This window comes from Rhodopseudomonas palustris (assembly GCF_003591005.1).
Lineage (GTDB): Bacteria > Pseudomonadota > Alphaproteobacteria > Rhizobiales > Xanthobacteraceae > Rhodopseudomonas > Rhodopseudomonas palustris_K.
On record NZ_QYYD01000022.1, the window covers coordinates 81865 to 101649 of the forward strand.

At 65.8% G+C, this 19785-nt stretch carries 13 protein-coding genes and 2 tRNA genes; 9 read left to right on the plus strand and 6 right to left on the minus strand.

The genetic code is table 11. From position 1 onward, the window contains the following. The first annotated feature begins 46 nt into the window (after positions 1-46). The 3 genes from D4Q52_RS19955 to D4Q52_RS19965 are packed head-to-tail and all read left to right on the plus strand — an operon-like array spanning position 47 to position 7016. Complete coding sequence (locus D4Q52_RS19955) at positions 47-3178, plus strand: efflux RND transporter permease subunit (RefSeq protein ID WP_119858321.1); 3132 nt, start codon at positions 47-49, stop codon at positions 3176-3178. Then, a complete protein-coding gene (locus D4Q52_RS19960; protein WP_119858322.1) occupies positions 3178-6282 on the plus strand; it encodes an efflux RND transporter permease subunit in 3105 nt (1034 codons plus the stop codon). The genes D4Q52_RS19955 and D4Q52_RS19960 overlap by 1 nt, the downstream gene beginning before the upstream one ends. 5 nt (positions 6283-6287) lie before the next feature. After that, complete coding sequence (locus D4Q52_RS19965; protein ID WP_119858323.1) at positions 6288-7016, plus strand: tRNA-uridine aminocarboxypropyltransferase; 729 nt, start codon at positions 6288-6290, stop codon at positions 7014-7016. 131 nt (positions 7017-7147) lie between these two features. On the opposite strand, the gene D4Q52_RS19970 is transcribed toward D4Q52_RS19965, so the two are convergent. The 5 genes from D4Q52_RS19970 to D4Q52_RS19985 all read right to left on the minus strand — a co-directional run bounded on the left by D4Q52_RS19970 (position 7148) and on the right by D4Q52_RS19985 (position 9727). Beyond that, positions 7148-7492, minus strand: coding sequence for a hypothetical protein (locus D4Q52_RS19970; protein ID WP_119858324.1), 345 nt, complete (start codon positions 7490-7492; stop codon positions 7148-7150). Continuing rightward, complete coding sequence (locus D4Q52_RS19975; protein WP_119858346.1) at positions 7492-8496, minus strand: L,D-transpeptidase; 1005 nt, start codon at positions 8494-8496, stop codon at positions 7492-7494. The genes D4Q52_RS19970 and D4Q52_RS19975 overlap by 1 nt, the downstream gene beginning before the upstream one ends. Before the next feature lie 158 nt (positions 8497-8654). After that, a tRNA-Cys gene (locus tag D4Q52_RS19980) sits at positions 8655-8728 on the minus strand. Between the two features lie 113 nt (positions 8729-8841). Beyond that, on the minus strand, positions 8842-9015 hold the full coding sequence (locus tag D4Q52_RS26555) for a hypothetical protein (protein WP_182915375.1): 174 nt from the start codon (positions 9013-9015) through the stop codon (positions 8842-8844). A 271-nt stretch (positions 9016-9286) separates the two neighbouring features. Continuing rightward, on the minus strand, positions 9287-9727 hold the full coding sequence (locus D4Q52_RS19985) for a hypothetical protein (protein WP_119858347.1): 441 nt from the start codon (positions 9725-9727) through the stop codon (positions 9287-9289). 552 nt (positions 9728-10279) lie between these two features. Between D4Q52_RS19985 and D4Q52_RS19995 the strand changes: the two genes are divergently transcribed. Both D4Q52_RS19995 and D4Q52_RS20000 read left to right on the plus strand, forming a co-directional pair. After that, entirely contained in the window at positions 10280-11485 is a 1206-nt protein-coding gene (locus tag D4Q52_RS19995) for a hypothetical protein (RefSeq protein WP_119858326.1), read from the plus strand. 164 nt (positions 11486-11649) lie between these two features. Continuing rightward, positions 11650-12663, plus strand: a complete 1014-nt coding sequence (locus tag D4Q52_RS20000; RefSeq protein ID WP_234831264.1) for an RlpA-like double-psi beta-barrel domain-containing protein — start codon at positions 11650-11652, stop codon at positions 12661-12663. A gap of 231 nt (positions 12664-12894) precedes the next feature. On the opposite strand, the gene D4Q52_RS20005 is transcribed toward D4Q52_RS20000, so the two are convergent. Further along, positions 12895-12969, minus strand: a tRNA-Asn gene (locus D4Q52_RS20005). 242 nt (positions 12970-13211) lie between these two features. Between D4Q52_RS20005 and D4Q52_RS20010 the strand changes: the two genes are divergently transcribed. The 4 genes from D4Q52_RS20010 (at position 13212) to D4Q52_RS20025 (ending at position 19749) form a co-directional block, all read left to right on the plus strand. Beyond that, positions 13212-13877 (plus strand): protein-L-isoaspartate O-methyltransferase family protein, encoded by a 666-nt coding sequence (locus D4Q52_RS20010; protein ID WP_119858348.1) that lies wholly within the window; start codon positions 13212-13214, stop codon positions 13875-13877. Between the two features lie 271 nt (positions 13878-14148). Then, the gene (locus tag D4Q52_RS20015) at positions 14149-15540 is read left to right on the plus strand and encodes a TolC family outer membrane protein (protein WP_119858328.1); all 1392 of its coding nucleotides are present in this window, start codon (positions 14149-14151) and stop codon (positions 15538-15540) included. Positions 15541-15893: 353 nt separating this feature from the next. Further along, positions 15894-16700, plus strand: coding sequence for a PopZ family protein (locus tag D4Q52_RS20020; protein WP_119858329.1), 807 nt, complete (start codon positions 15894-15896; stop codon positions 16698-16700). Positions 16701-16878: 178 nt separating this feature from the next. Next, positions 16879-19749 (plus strand): valine--tRNA ligase, encoded by a 2871-nt coding sequence (locus D4Q52_RS20025; RefSeq protein ID WP_119858349.1) that lies wholly within the window; start codon positions 16879-16881, stop codon positions 19747-19749. The last annotated feature ends 36 nt before the right edge of the window (positions 19750-19785 follow it).

Sequence of the window (19785 nt, forward strand, 5' to 3'; positions counted from 1 at the left end):
GCCGGATCCCGACAACATTTGAACCCGCAGCCATGAGGTTGCTGCCATGAGCGTGTCCGAGCCGTTCATCCGGCGCCCGATCGCGACCTCGCTGCTCGGCGTGGCGCTGCTGATCGGCGGCTTGCTCGGATATCTGTCGCTGCCCGTCTCGGCGCTGCCGCAGGTCGATTTCCCGACCGTGCAGGTGACGACGCGGCTGCCGGGCGCCAGTCCCGACGTGGTGGCGTCGCTGATCACCGCGCCGCTCGAGCGGCAACTGGGCCAGATTCCGTCGCTGACGGCGATGACTTCGACGTCGTCCTTCGGCGTCAGTCAGGTTCAGCTGCAGTTCGACCTCAACCGCGACATCGACGGCGCCACCCAGGACGTCCAGGCAGCGATCAACGCCGCCGCCGGCATCCTGCCGAAGAACCTGCCGTACCCGCCGGTTTACGCCAAGGTGAACCCGGCGGATGCGCCGGTGATCACGCTAGCGCTGACCTCGACGACCTCGTCGCTGCGGGCGATGAGCGACATTGCCGACACCATTCTGGCGCAGCGCCTGGCGCAGATCTCAGGGGTCGGCCGCGTATCGGTGCTGGGCGGGTTGAAGCCGGCGGTGCGGGTGCAGGCCGATCTCGCCCGGCTCGCCGCCTATGGCATCTCGATGGAAGACCTGCGCACGGCGATCGCCGGTGCCAACGTGTCCGGCCCGAAAGGCTCGCTCGACGGCGCCCAGCAGGCCTATACCATCGCTGCCAACGATCAGATCGCCGCGGCGGACGCCTACAAGCCGATCATCGTCGCCTACCGCAACGGCTCCCCGGTGACGATCGGCGACGTCGCCGAAATCATCGATGGACTGGAGAACAAGTTCACCGGCGCCTGGTATCAGGGCGAACCGGCCGTGATCCTCGATATCCAACGCCAACCGGGCGCCAACGTCATCGAGGTGGTGCGCGGCATCAGCGCCGAGATCCCCAAGCTGCAGCGTGTGGTGCCGGCCGGCGTCAAGCTCACCGTGGTCAGCGACCGCACCGAAACCATCCGCGCCTCGGTTCACGACGTGCAGTTCACGCTGTTGCTCAGCGTCGGCCTGGTGACGCTGGTCGTCTTGCTGTTCCTGCGCTCGATGCGGGCCACCATCATCGCCGGCGTGGCGCTGCCGCTGTCGCTGATCACCTCGTTCGGCGTGATGTATTTCGCCGGCTTCAGCCTCGACAATCTGTCGCTGATGGCGCTGACGATCGGCACCGGCTTCGTGGTCGACGACGCCATCGTGATGATCGAGAACATCGTCCGGCACATGGAAGACGGCGAAAGCCCGATGCAGGCGGCGCTGTCCGGCGCCTCCGAAATCGGCTTCACCGTGATCTCGCTGACGATGTCGCTGATCGCGGTGTTCATCCCGCTGTTGTTCATGTCCGGCCTGGTCGGCCGCATGTTCCGGGAGTTCGCCTTGACGCTGACCATCGCGGTGGTGACGTCGGCGGTGGTGTCGCTGACGCTGACGCCGATGATGTGTTCGCGGCTGCTCAAGCACACGCATGAAGAGCGGCAGATCCCGGGAATGGCTACGATCAGCCGCTGGATCGACGCGGGCGCCGCCGCCTATCACCGCAGCCTGCTGTGGGTGCTGAAGCATCAGCCGGCGACGCTGGTGGTGACGTTCCTGACCATCGTGGCGACGCTCGCCTTGTATGCGATCGCCCCGAAAGGCTTCCTGCCGCTGCAGGATACGGCCTCGATCACCGCGGTGACACAGGCCGGGCAGGACGTCTCCTTTGCCGAAATGCAGGCGCGGCAGAGCGAGGCCGCCGCTGCGATCAAGGCAGATCCCGACGTCATCGGCGTGGTTTCGGTGGTCGGCGCGGGCTCGGTCAATCCGACGCCGAATGTCGGCCGGCTGGTGATGACGCTGAAGCCGCGCGGGCAGCGCAAGGACGACGTCGGCGCCGTGATCGAGCGGCTGAAACAGCGGGTGGCGTCGATCCCGGGCATGACCGTGTACTTCCAGGCCGTGCAGGACGTGCAGATCTCGACCCAGGCCAGCCGCTCGCAATATCAGTACACGCTGACCGCGACCGATGCGGCGCTGCTGTCGCAATGGGCCGACAAGCTGGTCGCCGAACTGCGCCGCGATCCGCTGTTCCGGGACGTGTCGTCCGAGGCGCAGGAGGGCGGACTGCGCGCCGCGCTCGACATCAACCGGCAGCGCGCCGGGCAGCTCGGCGTCAGCGTTCAGGCGGTCAACGACACCCTCAATGACGCCTTCGCGCAGCGGCAGATATCCACGATCTACGGCCAGGCCAACCAGTATCGCGTCGTGCTCGAAGCGTTGCCGATGTATCAGAAGGATCCGTCGATCCTGTCGAAACTCTACGTGCCCGGCACCGGCGGCGCGCAGGTTCCGATCTCGGCGGTGGCGGAGCTGAAGCGGGCCACGGCGCCGCTGGCGATCTCGCACCAGGCACAATTCCCCTCGGTCGCGCTCAGTTTCAACCTCGCGCCGGGCGCCTCATTGGGCGAGGCTGTGGACGAGATCAAGGTGATCGAGCAGCGCATCGGCATGCCGGGCAGCATCGCGGGTGTGTTCTATGGAGACGCCGCGGAGTTCTCAAAATCGCTGGCCGGCCAACCCTGGCTGATCCTGGCTGCGCTGGTGACGATCTACATCGTGCTCGGCGTGCTGTACGAGAGCTTCATCCACCCGATCACCATCCTGTCGACGCTGCCGTCGGCCGGCGTCGGCGCCATCCTGGCGCTGATGCTGTTCGGGCAGGACCTGTCGGTGATCGGATTGATCGGCATCATCCTCTTGATGGGCATCGTCAAGAAGAACGCCATCATGATGATCGACTTCGCGCTCGACGCCGAGCGTCATCGCGGGCTGTCGTCCTATGACGCGATCGTCGAAGCTTGCTTGCTCCGTTTCCGGCCGATCATGATGACGACGCTGGCGGCGCTGTTCGGCGCGCTGCCGCTTGCAGTGGAGAGCGGCACCGGTTCTGAGCTGCGGTTTCCGCTCGGCATCTCGATCATCGGCGGCCTGCTGCTCAGCCAGTTGCTGACGCTGTACACCACGCCGGTGATCTATCTGGCGCTCGACCGCATCAACCGGCGGTTCGAACGCGCGGTGCCGCCGGTGCCGTCGGCAACGCCGTCGCCGCCGCTCGCCGGGCCGGGGGAGGCGCGCTGATGGCGTCGATGTCCGAGCCGTTTATCCGGCGGCCGGTCGGCACCACGCTGCTGGCGATCGGGCTGTTTTTGCTCGGCCTCGTCGCCTATGGGGCGCTGCCGGTCGCGGCTATCCCCAATGTCGATTTCCCGATGGTGATGGTCACCGCGTCGCGGCCCGGCGCGGCGCCGTCGGTGATGGCGGCGACAGTGGCGGCGCCGCTGGAGCGGCGGCTCGGCGAGATCGCCGGGCTGTCGCAGATCACCTCGACCAGTTCGCTCGGCACCACTCGGATTCAGCTGCAATTCGCGCTCGGCCGCAACATCGACAAAGCTGCGCGCGACGTGCAGGCCGCCATCAACGCGTCGATCAGCGACCTGCCGACCGACCTGCCGACGCTGCCGAAATTCCGCAAGTTCAACTCGGCGGCGGCGCCGGTCTACATCCTGGCGCTGACCTCTAAGACGATGCCGGCGAGCGCGATCTACGACGTCGCCGACACCGTGCTGGCGCAGCGTATCTCGCAGGTGCCGGGTGTCGGCGACGTCACGGTGTCGGGCGCCGACCAGCCTGCGGTGCGGATCGCGCTCAATCCGGTGGCGCTGTCGAATGCCGGAATCGCGACCGACGACGTCCGCGCCGCCATCGTCAACGCCAATGCGCTCGGGCCGGTCGGGATGTTCGACGGCGGCCGCCAGAGCGAGACGATCTCGACCAACAAGCAGATGCGCACCGCGGCGGAATTCCGCGACATCGTCATCAAGAGCACCAACGGCAATTCGCTGCGATTGTCCGACGTCGCCACCGTCTCCGACGCCACCCGCAACAGCCGGCAGATCGCCTGGTACAACAAGCAGCCGGCGGTGCTGATCCAGATCACCAAGCAGGGCGACGCCAACGTCATCGACACCGTCGACCGGGTCAAAGCTCTGCTGCCCGAGCTGAAAAAATGGATGCCGGCCGCGGTCGAGATCTCGGTGGTGACCGACCGCACCGGCACGATCCGCGCCAGCGTCGACGACATGCTGTGGACGCTGCTTGCCACCGCGGTGCTGGTGATGGTGGTGGTGCTGACCTTCCTGCGCCGGCTGACGCCGACCATCGCGGCCGGCGTCTCGGTGCCGCTGGCGCTGGCCGGCACCTGCGCCGGGATGTGGCTGGTCGGGTTCTCGATCAACAACCTGTCGCTGATGGCGTTGGCGATCGCGGTCGGCTTCGTGGTCGACGACGCGATCGTGATGATCGAGAACATGTATCGCAATCTCGAGCACGGCATGGCGCCGATGCAGGCGGCGCTCGACGGCGCGCGTCAGATCGGCTTCACCGTGCTGTCGATCAGCCTGTCGCTGGTCGCCGCGTTCGCGCCGCTGATCTTCATGGACGGCATCGTCGGCCGGCTGCTGCGCGAATTCTCGCTGACGCTGACCTTCGCCATCGCCGTGTCGACGGTGGTGTCGCTGACGGTCACGCCGATGATTTGCGCGCATTTCATCAAACCCGAGACCGCCGAGCGCAAGCCGCGCTGGTACGACCGCGTCGTCGAAGGCACGCTCGGCCGCTTGGTCGCCTTCTACGCCTGGACTCTCCGCGCGGTGCTCGGTTTTCCCGGGCTGACCATGCTGGTGTTCTTCGCCACCATCGCGCTGACTGTGACGCTCTACGTCAAGGTCCCGAAGGGCTATTTCCCGATCGACGATTCCGGCTTCGTGATCGGCTCGACGCGGGCGTCGGCGGACGTCTCCTTCCAGTCGATGCGGAAGCTGCAGGAGCAAATCGCCGACATCGTGATGGCCGATCCGGCGGTCGCCGGCGTCGGCTCGGTGCTGGGCGGCGGCGGTGGGCCGGGGGGCGGTGGCTCCAATCGCGGCACGATGTTCATCAATCTCAAGCCGACCGAGGAGCGCGGCGCCACCACGCAGCAGGTGATCGATCGGCTTCGCCGCGAACTCGGCAAGGTCGCGGGCATCCGCCTGTTCATGTTCGCCGCGCAGGATCTGCGCGCCGGCGGCCGGCAAAGCGATTCCGACTATCAGTACACGATCACCAGCACCGACCTCGATCTGTTGCAGAAATGGGCGCCGATCGTCGCCAAGCGGATGCAGACCGTCGAGGGCATCACCGACATTTCCAGCGACCGCGACGATGGCGGCCTCGAGCTGACGCTGTCGATCGACCGCAACATGGCGTCGCGGCTCGGCGTCGCCGTGCAGGACATCGACAACGCGCTGAATAACGCCTTCTCGCAGCGCCAGATCGCCACGATCTACACCCAGCGCAACCAATATCAGGTGGTGCTGGAGATCGACCCGAAATTCCAGAACGATCCGACCGATCTCGAGCGCATCTTCGTCGCCGGCAATGACGGCGCGCAGGTGCCGCTGTCGGCGGTGGTGCACGCGAGGCGCGGGCTGTCGCCGCTCGCGGTGTATCACTCGCAGTCGATCCCCTCGACCACGGTGTCGTTCAACCTGATGCCGGACGTGCCGCTGCAGGTCGCGACCGCCAACATTCAGCAGGCGGTCAACGAGCTGCACATGCCCGAAGGCATCCGCGGCTCGTTCGACGGCAATGCCGGCGATTTCAGCGCGACGTCGAGCAAGCAGCCGCTGCTGATCCTGGCGGCGCTGATTGCGATGTACATCGTGCTCGGCGTGCTCTACGAGAGCCTGGCGCACCCGCTGACGATCATTTCGACGTTGCCGTCGGCGGGGCTCGGCGCGCTGCTGGCGCTGCAGGTGACCGGCACGCAGCTGACGGTGATCGCGTTCGTCGGCATCATCATGCTGATCGGCATCGTCAAGAAGAACGGAATCATGATGGTGGACTTTGCGCTGGAGGCCGAACGCGTGCGCGGCATGTCGTCCGCGGACGCGATCTACGAGGCCTGCATTGTCCGCTTCCGGCCGATCCTGATGACGACGCTGGCGGCGCTGTTCGCCGCGATCCCGCTGGTGGTGGCGGTCGGGCCGGGCACCGAGCTGCGCCGGCCGCTCGGCATCACCATCATCGGCGGGCTGTTCGTGTCGCAGATTTTGACGCTGTACACGACGCCGGTGATCTATCTGTTGATCGACCGGATGCGGCGGCGGCGCGATCGCGCGCCGGTCGCACAGCCGGCGGAGTAAGCACGATGATCGATCCCGTCTCCGACGACGCGCCGCTCGGCGAAGTCATTCCGGAGTGCCCGCGTTGCGGCAAGCCGCAGCCGCTCTGCATCTGCGATAGCGTCGAGCCGCTCAAAAGCAAGGTCCAGCTGTTGATCCTGCAGCATCCGCAGGAGCAGGACCGCGCGCTCGGCACCGCGCGGCTCACCGCGCAGCATTTCAAGGATGCGGTGGTCAAGGTCGGGCTGTCCTGGCCGAGCCTGTCCAAGGCGCTCGGGCGGCCGGTGCATGACCCGTCGCGCTGGGCGGTGCTGTATCTCGGCTCGGCGCGCGCCGCCGAGCTGACGCAGAACCGCGAGATCGTCGCGATCGACCGCAAGGGCGAAGCCGAGCCGCATCAGGACGCCATCCTGCGCGACATCGAAGGCGTCATCCTGCTCGACGGCACCTGGAGCCAGGCCAAGGCGCTGTGGTGGCGGAACGCCTGGATGCTGAAATGCCAGCGCGTGATCCTCGATCCGCAGGCGCCGTCCCGCTACGGCAAGCTGCGCAAAGAGCCGCGCCGCGATGGCCTGTCGACCCTCGAAGCCGCCGCGCTGTTGCTCAGCCGGCTGCAGAAACGCCCGGACATCGAGACGGTGTTGCTCGCCGCCTTTGACCGCATGCTGGCGCGCTTTCGCGAAGTGCAGGCCGAACTGCCCGCGCTGGCGCCGAAGCCGAAGAAGAAGGACTGGCGGCGGAAGAAGCGGGGGTAGCGTCTCGTCATTGCGAGCGCAGCGAAGCAATCCAGGGGCCCAGTGCACCGGGCTGGATTGCTTCGTCGCTTCGCTCCTCGCAATGACGGCCTACATGCAGGCCGGCCAAAATCGATAGTAATCGCCCGCTTTCACGTTCCGTCGTTAGCCGCCAACGCCGCGTACCACTCCGCATACGGTGAGTTCTTCGCCATGTGCCGGTTGTAGTCCGGGGCGCTATCCGTCCACCACACCGGGCCGCGCTCGCCGAGCTTGCGCTTGGCGGCGTCGACGGCGCGGTGCGCTTTGGCCTCGGCGGCCGGGTCTTCGGCGGTCTTGGCGGTCTTCACCGCGCGGCGTGCGGCCATCAATGCCGAGACCAGCGCCGCCTTGTCGTCTTCGGCCAATGACGGATCGGCGCATCGCCACAGCCGGCCTCGCACCACGAAGTAGCGCCCGTCGGGCGTGACCGGATAGGTCCGCGCCGGCTTGCGCATCAGCGCAGCGCGTCGATGAACTCGACCGGGGTGCCTTTGCCGACCAGTGCGGCGATGCGCTGCGCGTCCCAATTGGTGAGGCGGACGCAGCCGTGCGACTCGGCCTTGGAGACGTGGCTCGGCTCCGGCGTGCCGTGGATGCCGTAGCCTTGCTCGGACAGCCCGATCCACATCGTGCCGACCGGATTGTTCGGCCCTGGCTTGATCTCGAACGGCTTCTTCGATTTGATGCCTTTGAACTTGTAGTCTGGATTGTAGCCATAGGTCGGGTTGGGGCTGACGTCGGTGACCTTCAGCGTGCCGGACGGCGACGGCTTGTCCTCGCTGCCGACGGTCGCCGGATAGAACGCAATCAGCCGGCCCGTGGCGTCGAACGCCTTGACGGTCTGCCGCGTCTTGTCGACCTCGAGGCGCTGTGCCTCGACGGTGTCCGGCGTTGCCGGCGCGACGTCGACCACCGTGATGGTCTCGCCGGCGCGCTTGAAGCGCTGGCCGGGATTGAGCGCCGCGAGCAGGCCCTGGCTCATGTGGAATTTTTCCGCGAGCGCTTCCCGGGCGCTGGTGTAGCCGAGCCGCGGCAGGCTCTTCATCGCCTCCATCTTGGCGGGCAGCTTCTTCAGGAACGGGCCACCGACGTCCTTCTTGGTCAGCGTATAGCGCGTCAGAACTGGTCGGCTGTCGGCCGCCAGCTTGCCCCACAGCTCGGCGGTGAGGGCGTCACTGCTCGGCAGCTGCTGCGCCTCGGCATAGGCGCGCAGTGCCTTCTTGGCGTTTTCGCCGAGCCGGCCATCGATCTCACCCGGCGAGAAATGCTCGCGGTCGAGCAGCACCTGAACGCGGACGCCGAGCGCGCTCGGCTCGTCGCCCTCGAGCTTGGCGCCCGTCAGCGTCGCCGCATTGATGGCGTCGGGGGTCAGCTTTGCGGCCGGAGCCGCAGTAGCAAAGGTAGCACCAAGGCTGGTGAAGAGCAGGGCTGCGCCGATCCGCAATCCAAAGTTGAACATCATGCCGGCGAAACCTCTTTGCGCCTAATGGCAGCGAGGATCAACCCGAATTAATGGCAGGTGTTCCGCCGACGCGCCCAGGTCCAGGACGCGGCCAACGCGGCCGGGAAGCTCATTGAGGAGGGGGGGGGAAGCGCGCATGGCGCGCGAAAACTGGTTGGAGGCCACGACCAGAATTGAACTGGTGTACACGGTTTTGCAGACCGTTGCGTAACCACTCCGCCACGTGGCCCCAACGGGCGACCTTCTATAGGCGATCCGGCGGTTAGGCAACTGGGGCGTTCTTTCCGCCCGATGGCGCATCGCGTGAATTCACAGCCGCCATCACGAAGCGGCCGGGCCGGCTCAGGAGGCGTGCCAGCCGGTCGGGAAGGGCAGCAGCGGCCACTCGATCTGATTGTCATTGGCGGCCCGGCGCATTGGCGTCACCAGCGCGGGCTGACGCTCATTGTCCTGGCCGGATTCGGCGAACGCATCGCTGATGTCGTCCAGCAGGCGCTTGTACTCGGCTTCACTCATTGGTCGGCTCCCTGTCGAGCCGCACTGTGCCGTATTCAGTTTGGCGTCAGGTTGAGCCGATCGCTCAAATTTTAGCTTTTCCCCGGTTTAGCAGGTCGTCGGAACCGAACTCGTCGCGTCAGGCGCGCATCTTTCCGTTTAACGAAACGAAGTTCCTGCGCGACTGCGCGCGCCCGTACGATCGAGGGACGATCATGCAAGCCAACGAATCGGACGCGCAAGAAAAAAGCCGCTCCTAAGGGAGCGGCTTTCATTGTCTTCGACGATGCTGTTACTGGCAGAGATGCATCAGGCCGTCACCGCCGCGGAAGGTCGTGCCCGGCTGGCAGACAAAGCCGTTGCGCTGCGCGTAGGTCTGCTGGTTCCATCCGTACTGCTGATTCCAGCCATAGGGCTCGTTCCAGCCATACTCCGCGTCAGCCGCGGCGCGGAACGGCGCGGTGGCGATGGCGCCGGCGGCGCCAACCGCACCGCCGACCACGCCGGCGGCGACATCAGCCGGCCAGAACGCGGCGTTGCTGTCGCGCCAACCGCTGCCCCACTGGTCACGCTCGACGTAGCGAGCCTGGGCGTCGTAGCGGTAGTTCGGATCCATCTGCGAGTTGACGGTGGTGTTCTTCATGTGCTTGACGCGCTGCTGCGCCGAAGCCGGCGAAGCGGCAGACAACGCAACGGTGGCCGCCACGGCGGCAAGAGCAATGGTGCGAATCATCGGGTAGTTCTCCCTGTGCTTGACGTCCACAGACGTCGAATTCGATGTCAGCGAAACGTGGTCCACAGAGACTTGTTCCGGCACCGCAGCATGGTTGAATCACAGCGGCGTGAGGCGCGTAGTTGCAGCAAATCAGCGCCTTCAACGCCGACGCGACAATTCGATTTAACTGCGAGGATCAGTGGCCGGCCAACGCCGCGCTGCTCAGAAAATAAGCGGCCACCTCGCGGTGGCCGAAGTTGCGGGAAGGCGCGAGGTCTGGCGCCACGGGAATGAGCGCCGCGATCTCGCGCCGCATCTTGGCAGCGCACGGCTGACAGGATGCTGACGACAGAATCATCGCAGCTGGGGACAGCTCGCAACAAGTAGCAGAGCTGGCCGTCGGCAACGAGCCGCGGCGGCGCCGACTGATCATCGCCGCGACGCGACCGGCGGCCATCGGTACCCGGCGATTACTTGTGCGGCTGGGCCGGAGTTGGTAAGCCGAAGCTCATGTCGCTGTCGGGCACCGTGCAAGACCAGTCGTCCTCGAGAATCGTTGGCAGCCTTGTCGTGGGCGCCATCGTCGTCGCGCATCTCGCGACGCTGTGGCTGCCGTTCGTCAACCAGGAGAGCGCGTTCAACGCGGCCGCGCATTACTTCCAAACCGGCGACGCCGCTGCGGTGCAGGCGTTCTTCGAGTCGGATGCCAATACGCTGGTGCTATCCGCCGTCGGATCGGCCCTGGCCCGAACGCTCGGCATCGGCACGGAGTGGGGCTGCCGGCTGGTGTCGCTGATCGGCTTTGCGGTGCTGGCCGCGGCGCTACGTGCCATCGTCGCGCAGGCGCGGCTCGGCGGCTGGTTGCTGCCAGCCGTGATCCTGCTCAATCCGCTGATCTGGGTATTCGCCGGCCGCGGCACGGCGGATTTTCCGCCGCTGGCGTTTGCGGTCGCCGCCATCGCGATCTGCTGGCGCGCGCAGGGCATGGCGATGGTGCTCACAGGTGCCGCCGTGTTCGCCTTCGCAGCGGCGCTCAAGTATCACGCCGTGCTGTTGTTGCCGCTGATCGTGCTGGCGCCGACCGATCGGCAGTCGCTCACCTTCAGGGGCGTGATGCTGGGCATCGTGCTGGCGATCACCGGCATCGTTTTGGCTGCATACAACATCGCGGTGTTTCGAGCCTTCGGGTTCTGGCTGACGTCGCCGAAATGGGTGACCGAGCATGGTCTGACTGCACGGCACGTCTTTACTAACATCGTGCACTATGGTGGTTTTCTCGCGCTGCTGGCGATGCCGTTTTCGCTGCAGAGTGCGTTGTCGCAGAATTCCCCGGCGGCGTCGGGCCGCATCGTCAAGCTCGCCATCATCGGCCTTGCCGCGCTCGCCGGCGCGGTGCTGCCGCCGTCCAGCGGCGAGATGAATTTCGGGCCGTTCGATCGCTGGATCGGCAGCGGCGTGTCCGGCGTCGGTCTCGCCGCTTTGTTCGCCGTATTCGTCCTCAGCCTGTGCAACAAGCCGCAGAGGCTGCGGGACTACGCGATGATCGCCGCGATCGTGCTGTTCGTGCTGGTGCTGTCGTTCAGTCGGCCGGCGCAGCGCTATCTGATTTTCGTGCTGCCATTCTACGTGCTGTATCTGTCGGCGCGGATCGAGGCGCGCCGCTTCGCCGGCATCCTGATCGCAATCTGCATCGCCATCAATCTGGTCTCGGCGGTCACGCAAAGCTATTTCCGTCCGGCTGCGACCGACCAGTTCGGGGCAGGGCGGCAATGGTAGGAGGGCGGCGTCGGCCGAATTGCGAAACTGAAACCGCGGCGCGCTTTCAGCTCGCGTTCAGCGTCAGTTCCGCATCGCTGTTTTGTCGCGCCGCTGCTGCACGGGCCGGGGTCCAATTCTCCGGAAGACTGTGTTAGAGGGTGCGTCGCGGAGAGATCGATGTGATGCGACGTCTATGGGGCCTGATGCGCTGCGCCGTGATGGCAGCGGCGGTCTGTATCGTCGGCGGCCAGGCCGAAGCCGGCGGTTGGCATACCGTGCATCGTTATGTGCACAAGACCAACAAATGCGGTCTCGGCACCGAGGTTCTCGCCTCGATGTATTCGATCGGAACCCGGACGGCGAGCGGCGAGCCGCTCACACGCCATGAACTGACCGCGGCGTCGCACGATTACCCGCTCGGCACCACCGTCATGGTCACCAACCCGGCCAACGGCCGCACCTGCGGCATTCGGGTCAATGATCGCGGCCCTTATGGCACCTCGCGGCTGGTCGGCGTGAAGATCGACTTCGCCCCGGGCGCCGCAAGGTGTCTCGGGATGCGCAACACGCAATATGTCTGCCTGCCCGGCAAGGACAATGTCGAGATCGTCGGCGTTCCGCGCGTGCTGGACGGCGACACGGTCGAGATCAGCGGCGCAAAGCTTCGGCTGCTGGGCATCGACGCCCCCGAGCTCGATCAGCTCTGTTTCGACGCCAAGGGCGATCGCTTCAGTTGCGGCATCGCCGCGCGCGACGAGCTGGCCCGGCGTTTCGGCGACAAGTCCTGGACCTGCAAGGTCGCAGGCGCCGACGACGAAGGACAGAAGCTGGCCACCTGCCAAGTCGAGTCCGAGACGGTCGAGGAGTGGATGGCGGGTGCCGGCTGGGCGATGGCGTTCACCCGCCACACCCGCCACGCCGAAAAGCCGGAGGCGGTCGCCCGGCAAGCGCGCTCCGGATTGTGGGCCGGAGCGTTCATCCCGCCCTGGGATTGGCGCAGCGGATCCCGCGAAGCGACCGTGCTCGGCGTGGTGGTGGTGCCGGCCGAAGCGCGGGCGATCCTGCTCGGACCCGAGCAGGTCGCCGAGGCGCCCGCCAAGCCCTGCGACGGCAAGGGCCGCGCCGACAAACGCGGCAAGTGCCGCGTCTCCTCTCTGCCAAAATCGAACTCGTCGAGCTCCGCAAAGCAGCCGTAATCGCCGAAGGCGCGCACCGTCTCAGCGTGGGATGCCCGGGCCTTGTGCCTGGCATCCCAGCCTTGCTGACGGAGTGCTGCAATGACGTGGACGGCCGGGACGAGCCCGGCCATGCGACGGCGTAGCGGTCGAACGACAGCGGGCACGAGCGACAACTTGGTCGCATCTCCGGCGATTGTTCGATGTGAATGAGGTGGAAGGTGAACCGGCCGCTGACGGCCGAAAATTAAATGGCTCCCCGGGCCGGATTCGAACCAGCGACCAACCGGTTAACAGCCGGTTGCTCTACCACTGAGCTACCAGGGAACGAGCGCGAAGCTTGCTTCGCGGGGTGCGTATAACAAAGCCATTCGGGGATGGGAAGGGGAAATCCACGCTTCGTGAATGGCGGACGACAGCTTTGTCGGCCGCGGCACCATATCTTGCGGGGGCAGCGTGGATTGCCGAATAGAAAGGGGATTGAGCACGGTGGTCGCGGGCTCCCCGGATGTTGCGTTTTCAGCCGCGTTGCATCATGGATGGCGCGGCTTCACTCCAAGGAAACACTGATGTCGGATTTCGCGCGCGCTCGCCTGAACATGGTCGATGGTCAGATTCGGCCGCACAGCGTGACCGACTGGCGGATCATCGACGCGATGCGGCTGGTTCCGCGCGAGCTGTTCGTCGGTGAGGGGCAGCAGTCGCTGGCCTACCTCGATCAGGACATCGATCTTGGCGGCAAGGGCGACTACCGCCACGTCATCCTCAATCCAACCGTCACGGCCCGGATGCTGCAGGAAGCGAATATCGCGCAGGGCGACCGTGTGCTGATCGTGGGCGGCGCGACCGGCTATATGGCGGCCCTGGTGGCTAAGCTCGGCGCCTCGGTTGTCACGACCGTCGACGACCCGGAGATCGCCGCGCGTGCCAGCGAAACGCTTAACGCGCTCGGCCTCGGCGACATTTCCGTGCGGGTCGCGCCGAACACGGACGGGGTTCCCGCTGACGGCCCGTACGACGTCATCATGCTGAATGGTGCGACCGAGATCGAGCCGGTGAGGCTGTATGAGCAGCTCAAGCCAGGTGGTCGCCTGGTCGGGGTGTTCGCAATGACCCGCCCGCAGAAGGCTACCGTTGTCACCCGGTCACCCCACGATTTCGGTCCTCGTGTGCTGTTTGACACATCGGTGCCGGTGTTGCCGGGCCTGCATCGCGCGCCGGCGTTCGTATTTTAAGGCCGCCCGCCCACAACAAGCGGCCCTCCCTGGCTCGGGCAGTCCGCCCGAACACGACCCTCACGGCGTTCCGCCGGGGCCATTTTTGCGTGTCATATCAGAAGTGTGGCTTAGAGGTCCCAGCGAATAAGTTTCGCTCATCCTGATCCAGCGGGTGGTTCCTTAGCCGCTTGGGCTGCCTTATGGTGAGCGTGGACTCACGTCGGCCCCTGCACGTCGCGTTGTATGGCGCAGGCCGTTCGGCTTAGTAAATGCAGATTGGACCTCGAGTATGAATCGGATGAAGCGCTTCTCGGGCCTCGCCACCGCCGGGCTTATTCTGGCGTGTCTGGGACCGGTGCCCGTGCTGGCCGATACCATCGAAGCGGCGCTGATCCGCGCTTACCAGACCAATCCGCAACTCAATGCCCAACGCGCCTCGGTCCGCTCGACCGACGAGTCGGTGCCGCAGGCGCTGTCCGGCTATCGGCCGAAGGTATCGATCACAGCGAGCGGCGGCTATCAGTACACCGACGTCAATTCGGTGGTCGGCGGTAACAACATCCATCTCAACGGCAGCAACTATCCTCGTGCCGTCGGCATCACCGCGTCGCAGACGCTGTTCAACGGCAATCAGACAGCCAACCGCACCCGCGCGGCCGAGAGTCAGGTGTCATCGGCGCGTGAGGGGTTGCGCGTGCTCGAGCAATCGGTGTTGCTCGCTGCCGCGACGGTCTACATGGACTATCTGCGCGACTCGGCCACGGTCGAGGTGCAAAAGTCCAACGTCCGCGTGCTCGAACAGACCCTGAAGCAGACCAACGATCGCTTCAATGTCGGCGAGGTTACCCGCACCGACGTCGCGCAGTCGCAGGCGCAGCTTGCGGCCGGCAACACCCAGCTGCTCACCGCCGAATCCAATCTCACCACCACGCGGGCAAACTTCCGGCGCATCATCGGCAGCGAGCCGACCGCGCTGGCGCCGGGTTCGCCGGTCGACCGGTTCCTGCCGTCCACTCTGGCGCAGGCCGTTGAACTCGGCCTGACGCAAAATCCGAACGTCACCGCGGCAATGTTCGGCATCGACGTCAGCTTTCTCAACGTGAAGATCAATGAGGGCGCGCTGTTCCCGGTGGTGACGCTGCAGGCCAATGCCCAGCAGGGCTACGAGCAGTCCATCACCACGCCGCGTCAGTTCACCGCTTCGGCGCTCGCCCAGGTCACGGTGCCGATCTATCAGGGGGGCGCCGAATACGCGCTGATCCGGCAGTCGAAAGAGTCGTTGGCACAGCAGCGTCTCAACCTCGAACAGGTCCGGGATCAGGCTCGCGCCACGGTCGTGCAGGCCTGGGGCCAGTTGCAGGCCGGCCGCGCGCAGGTGGCTTCTGCCCAGGCGCAGGTGAAGGCCTCTGAGATCGCGCTCAATGGCGTGCGCGAAGAGGCGCGGGCAGGGCAGCGCACCACGCTCGACGTGCTGAACGCGCAGCAGGCCCTGGTGAATGCCCGGGTATCGCTGGTCACCGCGCAGCACGACCGTGTCGTCGCGTCCTACGCGGTGCTGAACGCGGTCGGCCGGCTGTCGCCGCAGGTCCTCAACCTCAAGACCGAGGTCTACGACCCCAGCGTCCACTATCATCAGGTCCGCGACTCCTGGATCGGTGTGCGCACGCCGGACGGCCGCTGATCGGTTCGGTGGCGATGCGCCGATCGGCGCATCGGCCGGGTGAACTGCGCTGGTTTTTCGGCATCGTTTGTTTTGCCGTCGGCGTCCCGGACTTCTTTGTTCAAGCTATCCGTTCCTTGCCAGCCGTTCGCGCTGTGCCGTAGCGTATCATCGATGATTGCGGGCGATTCGCGTTACTGCGCATTCGCATTGCAGGCCAATTGCTGACGAACGAGGATGTCCGCGGCAGGCACTTCTGCTGGGGACAACTCGGGCGTTCGTGATTGAAAGTCGCGCGCGTCGATCCGGAATTGGGCAATCCTGCAGCGCTTGGTGTACAACGCCGACAACGGCGTGATGATGTGGAGTCGGAGATGTCGCAGCCTGCAAAGGCCCAAGAGCCCTCGATGGAGGAGATTCTCGCGTCGATCCGCCGAATCATCGCGGATGACGAAGCCAAGCCTGCGAACACGGTGAAGCCGGTCGCCGCTGTCGCTCCGAAGCCCGAGCCGCCGAAAGCGGCTCCTCCGCCGAGCAAGCCCGCGGCCATGACCCCACCACCAGCCCCCCCGCAAGTCGTTGCGCCGAAGCCGACTGCGCCGAAGCCCGTGCCCGCTCCGCCGCCGGCTGCCGAAAGCAATAGCCAAGATGATATCGACGCGCTGCTCGCCGGTCTCGATGCGGCAACCTCGGAAGAAGAGGTGCGCCCGCCGCGGCCGGACGGCGATGTGCTGGAATTGACCGACGAGATGGCTTTGCCCGAGCCTGAACCGGTTCCCGCGCCGACGCCGCTGCCGCACGCGCAATTCCACAAGCCGCTCGCCGACGATCTTGAATTCGCCGAAGCCGCGCCGAAGCCGCGTGCTCAGGAACAGCGCCCGCAGGATCAGCGCCAACCCGAACCTCGCACCCCCGAGCCTGTGAATCAGAACCTCTCGCCGCAGGCCGCATGGTCCGAGGAGCCACAGACCCCGATCATGTCGAACGCCACCATGTCGGCTGTCGAATCCGCCTTCAATTCGCTCGCCAACACCGTGCTCAGCAACAATGCCCGCACGCTCGAGGATCTCGTCAAGGAGATGCTCCGGCCGATGCTGAAGTCCTGGCTCGACGACAATCTGCCGACCTTGGTCGAGCGGATTGTCCGCCGGGAAATCGAGCGGGTTTCGCGCGGCCGCTAGGCGAGAGCGTCACTGTTGCGAAGATTGCCGGGGCCGCCCATCGGCCAGCCGGCGGCTTCGTCCTGTGCTGCGAGCCTGCGCGGTTGACCTGCGCCGTTGACTTGCGGCGCTCCGAAAGGTTTCTAGCCGCTACCAGACGCGTCCGCTGCCGGCACGCGCCAATTTTGATTGCATGGCCATGATCGAGAAAACCTACCAGCCCGCCGACATCGAAGGCCGTATCGCGCGCGCCTGGGACGAAGCCGACGCCTTCAAGGCCGGGCGGCCCGACCGCCGCGATGCCGAACCGTATTCGATCGTGATCCCGCCGCCGAACGTCACCGGCTCGCTGCACATGGGCCACGCCCTCAATAACACGCTGCAGGACATCCTGTGCCGGTTCGAGCGGATGCGAGGCCGCGACGTGCTGTGGCAGCCCGGCACGGACCACGCCGGCATCGCCACCCAGATGGTGGTCGAGCGCCAGCTGATGGAGCGGCAGGAGCCGGGTCGCCGCGATATGGGCCGCGCCAAGTTTCTCGAGCGCGTCTGGCAGTGGAAGGCCGAGAGCGGCGGCGTCATCGTCAACCAGCTCAAGCGGCTGGGTGCGTCGTGCGACTGGTCGCGCGAGCGCTTCACCATGGACGAGGGGCTGTCGCGCGCCGTCGTCAAGGTGTTCGTCGAGCTGCACCGCCAGGGCCTGATCTACAAGGACAAGCGGCTGGTCAATTGGGACCCGAAGCTGCTGACTGCGATCTCCGATCTCGAAGTTCAGCAGATCGAAGTGAAGGGCAATCTCTGGCACCTGCGCTATCCGATCGAAGGCAAGACCTTCAATCCGGCCGATCCGTCGAGCTTCATCGTCGTCGCCACCACGCGGCCCGAGACGATGCTGGGCGACACCGCGGTGGCGGTGAACCCGGAAGACGAGCGCTACACGCACCTGATCGGCAAGCACGTTATCCTGCCGCTGGTCGGCCGCCGGATTCCGATCGTCGGCGACGAGTACTCCGATCCCGAGAAGGGCTCGGGCGCGGTGAAGATCACGCCGGCGCACGACTTCAACGACTTCGAGGTCGGCAAGCGTCACCATCTGCCGCAGATCAGCGTGCTCGACATCGAGGGCAATATCTCGATCGCCGACAACAGTGCGTATCTCGAAGGCCTCCCCGAAGGCGCGCATGAATTCGCCGACGAGATGGAAGGCACCGACCGCTTCGCCGCGCGAAAAATCATCGTGCAGCGGCTCGACGATTTCGGCTTCCTGGAGAAGATCGAGCCCAACGTCCACATGGTGCCGCATGGCGACCGTTCGGGCGTGGTGATCGAGCCGTTCCTGACCGACCAATGGTACGTCGACGCCAAGACCATGGCGCAGCCGGCGATCGCCGCTGTGCGCTCGGGTGCGACGACGTTCGTGCCGAAGAATTGGGAGAAGACGTACTTCGAGTGGATGGAGAACATCCAGCCCTGGTGCATCTCGCGCCAGCTGTGGTGGGGCCATCAGATCCCGGCCTGGTACGGCCCGGACGGCAAGGTGTTCGTCGCCGAGACCGAGGAAGAGGCGGTCGGCAACGCGCTCGGCTACTATGTCGAGCAGGAAGTGCTGACGCCCGAGCAGGCGCACGACATGGCCGAAGATCCGGCCAAGCGCGAGGGCTTCATCACCCGCGACGAGGACGTGCTCGACACCTGGTTCTCCTCCGCGCTGTGGCCGTTCTCAACGCTCGGCTGGCCGGACGAGGCGCCGGAGATCGCGCGCTACTACCCGACAAACGTGCTGGTCACCGGCTTCGATATCATTTTCTTCTGGGTCGCCCGGATGATGATGATGGGCCTGCACTTCATGGACGACGTGCCGTTCCCGACCGTCTACATCCACGCCCTCGTCCGCGACGAGAAGGGCGCCAAGATGTCGAAGTCGAAGGGCAACGTCATCGATCCGCTCAATCTGATCGATCAGTACGGCGCCGACGCGCTGCGTTTCACGCTGGCCGCGATGGCGGCGCAGGGCCGCGATATCAAGCTCGCCTCGAGCCGTGTCGAAGGCTATCGCAACTTCGCCACCAAGCTGTGGAACGCCTGCCGCTTCGCCGAGATGAACGGCTGCGCCGCGCCGGCCGGCTTCGACTACACCTCGGCCAAGGAGACGCTGAACCGCTGGATCGCGCACGAGACGGTGCGGGCGGTGCGCGAGGTGACAGAAGCGATCGAGACCTACCGGTTCAACGACGCCGCCGGCGCCGCCTATCGGTTCGTCTGGAACGTGTATTGCGACTGGTATCTCGAACTCGCCAAGCCTGTGCTGATGGGCGAGGAGAGTCCGGCCAAGGCCGAGACCCGCGCGATGGTGGCGTGGGCGCGCGACGAGATCCTCAAGCTGCTGCATCCGTTCATGCCGTTCATCACCGAGGAGCTGTGGGCGGTGACGGCACCGCGCGACGGTCTGTTGGTGCTGGCGCCATGGCCGCGCAAGGCCGGCATCAGCGAGGAGCAGCTTGCGGTGATGACCGCCTCGGCGGCGAGCGATCCGATGGTCGCGCCGGCGCTGCTCAACATCCCGACCGAGCAGCCGGACTTCACCGATGACGCAGCAGAAGCGGAGATCGGCTGGGTGGTCGATCTCGTCACCGCAATCCGCTCGGTGCGCGCCGAGATGAACATCGCGCCATCGACGCTGACGCCGCTGGTGCTCGCCGGCGTGCCCGCTGAGACTCAGCTCCGCGCCGAGCGCTGGAGCGACGTGATCAAGCGACTGGCGCGGGTCGGTGAGATCAGCTTCGCCGATGCCGCGCCGCAGGGCGCTGTGCAGCTGCTGGTCCGCGGCGACGTCGCGGCGCTGCCGCTGAAGGGCGTGATCGACTTCGCGGTCGAACAGGCACGGCTCGAAAAGGAACTCGCCAAGGCCGAAGCCGACATCAAGCGCGCCGAGGCCAAGCTGGCGAACGAGAAGTTCGTCGCCAACGCCGCCGAGGAAGTGGTCGAGGAAGAACGCGAAAAACGCGAAGCCGCAATCGCCCGCAAGATGAAGATTCTGGAAGCGCTGCTGCGGATCAAGAACGCGTCGTAAGCGCTGCTTCGCGTTTATCGGGCCTCTCCCAACTAA

Excerpts from the sequence above, each read along its gene's own strand:
- D4Q52_RS19955 (WP_119858321.1), top strand. The coding sequence starts at position 47 with ATGAGCGTGTCCGAGCCGTTCATCCGGCGCCCGATCGCGACCTCGCTG.
- D4Q52_RS19960 (WP_119858322.1), top strand. The coding sequence starts at position 3,178 with ATGGCGTCGATGTCCGAGCCGTTTATCCGGCGGCCGGTCGGCACCACG.
- D4Q52_RS19965 (WP_119858323.1), top strand. The coding sequence starts at position 6,288 with ATGATCGATCCCGTCTCCGACGACGCGCCGCTCGGCGAAGTCATTCCG.
- D4Q52_RS19970 (WP_119858324.1), bottom strand. The coding sequence starts at position 7,492 with ATGCGCAAGCCGGCGCGGACCTATCCGGTCACGCCCGACGGGCGCTAC.
- D4Q52_RS19975 (WP_119858346.1), bottom strand. The coding sequence starts at position 8,496 with ATGTTCAACTTTGGATTGCGGATCGGCGCAGCCCTGCTCTTCACCAGC.
- D4Q52_RS26555 (WP_182915375.1), bottom strand. The coding sequence starts at position 9,015 with ATGAGTGAAGCCGAGTACAAGCGCCTGCTGGACGACATCAGCGATGCG.
- D4Q52_RS19985 (WP_119858347.1), bottom strand. The coding sequence starts at position 9,727 with ATGATTCGCACCATTGCTCTTGCCGCCGTGGCGGCCACCGTTGCGTTG.
- D4Q52_RS20000 (WP_234831264.1), top strand. The coding sequence starts at position 11,650 with ATGCGACGTCTATGGGGCCTGATGCGCTGCGCCGTGATGGCAGCGGCG.
- D4Q52_RS20010 (WP_119858348.1), top strand. The coding sequence starts at position 13,212 with ATGTCGGATTTCGCGCGCGCTCGCCTGAACATGGTCGATGGTCAGATT.
- D4Q52_RS20015 (WP_119858328.1), top strand. The coding sequence starts at position 14,149 with ATGAATCGGATGAAGCGCTTCTCGGGCCTCGCCACCGCCGGGCTTATT.
- D4Q52_RS20020 (WP_119858329.1), top strand. The coding sequence starts at position 15,894 with ATGTCGCAGCCTGCAAAGGCCCAAGAGCCCTCGATGGAGGAGATTCTC.
- D4Q52_RS20025 (WP_119858349.1), top strand. The coding sequence starts at position 16,879 with ATGATCGAGAAAACCTACCAGCCCGCCGACATCGAAGGCCGTATCGCG.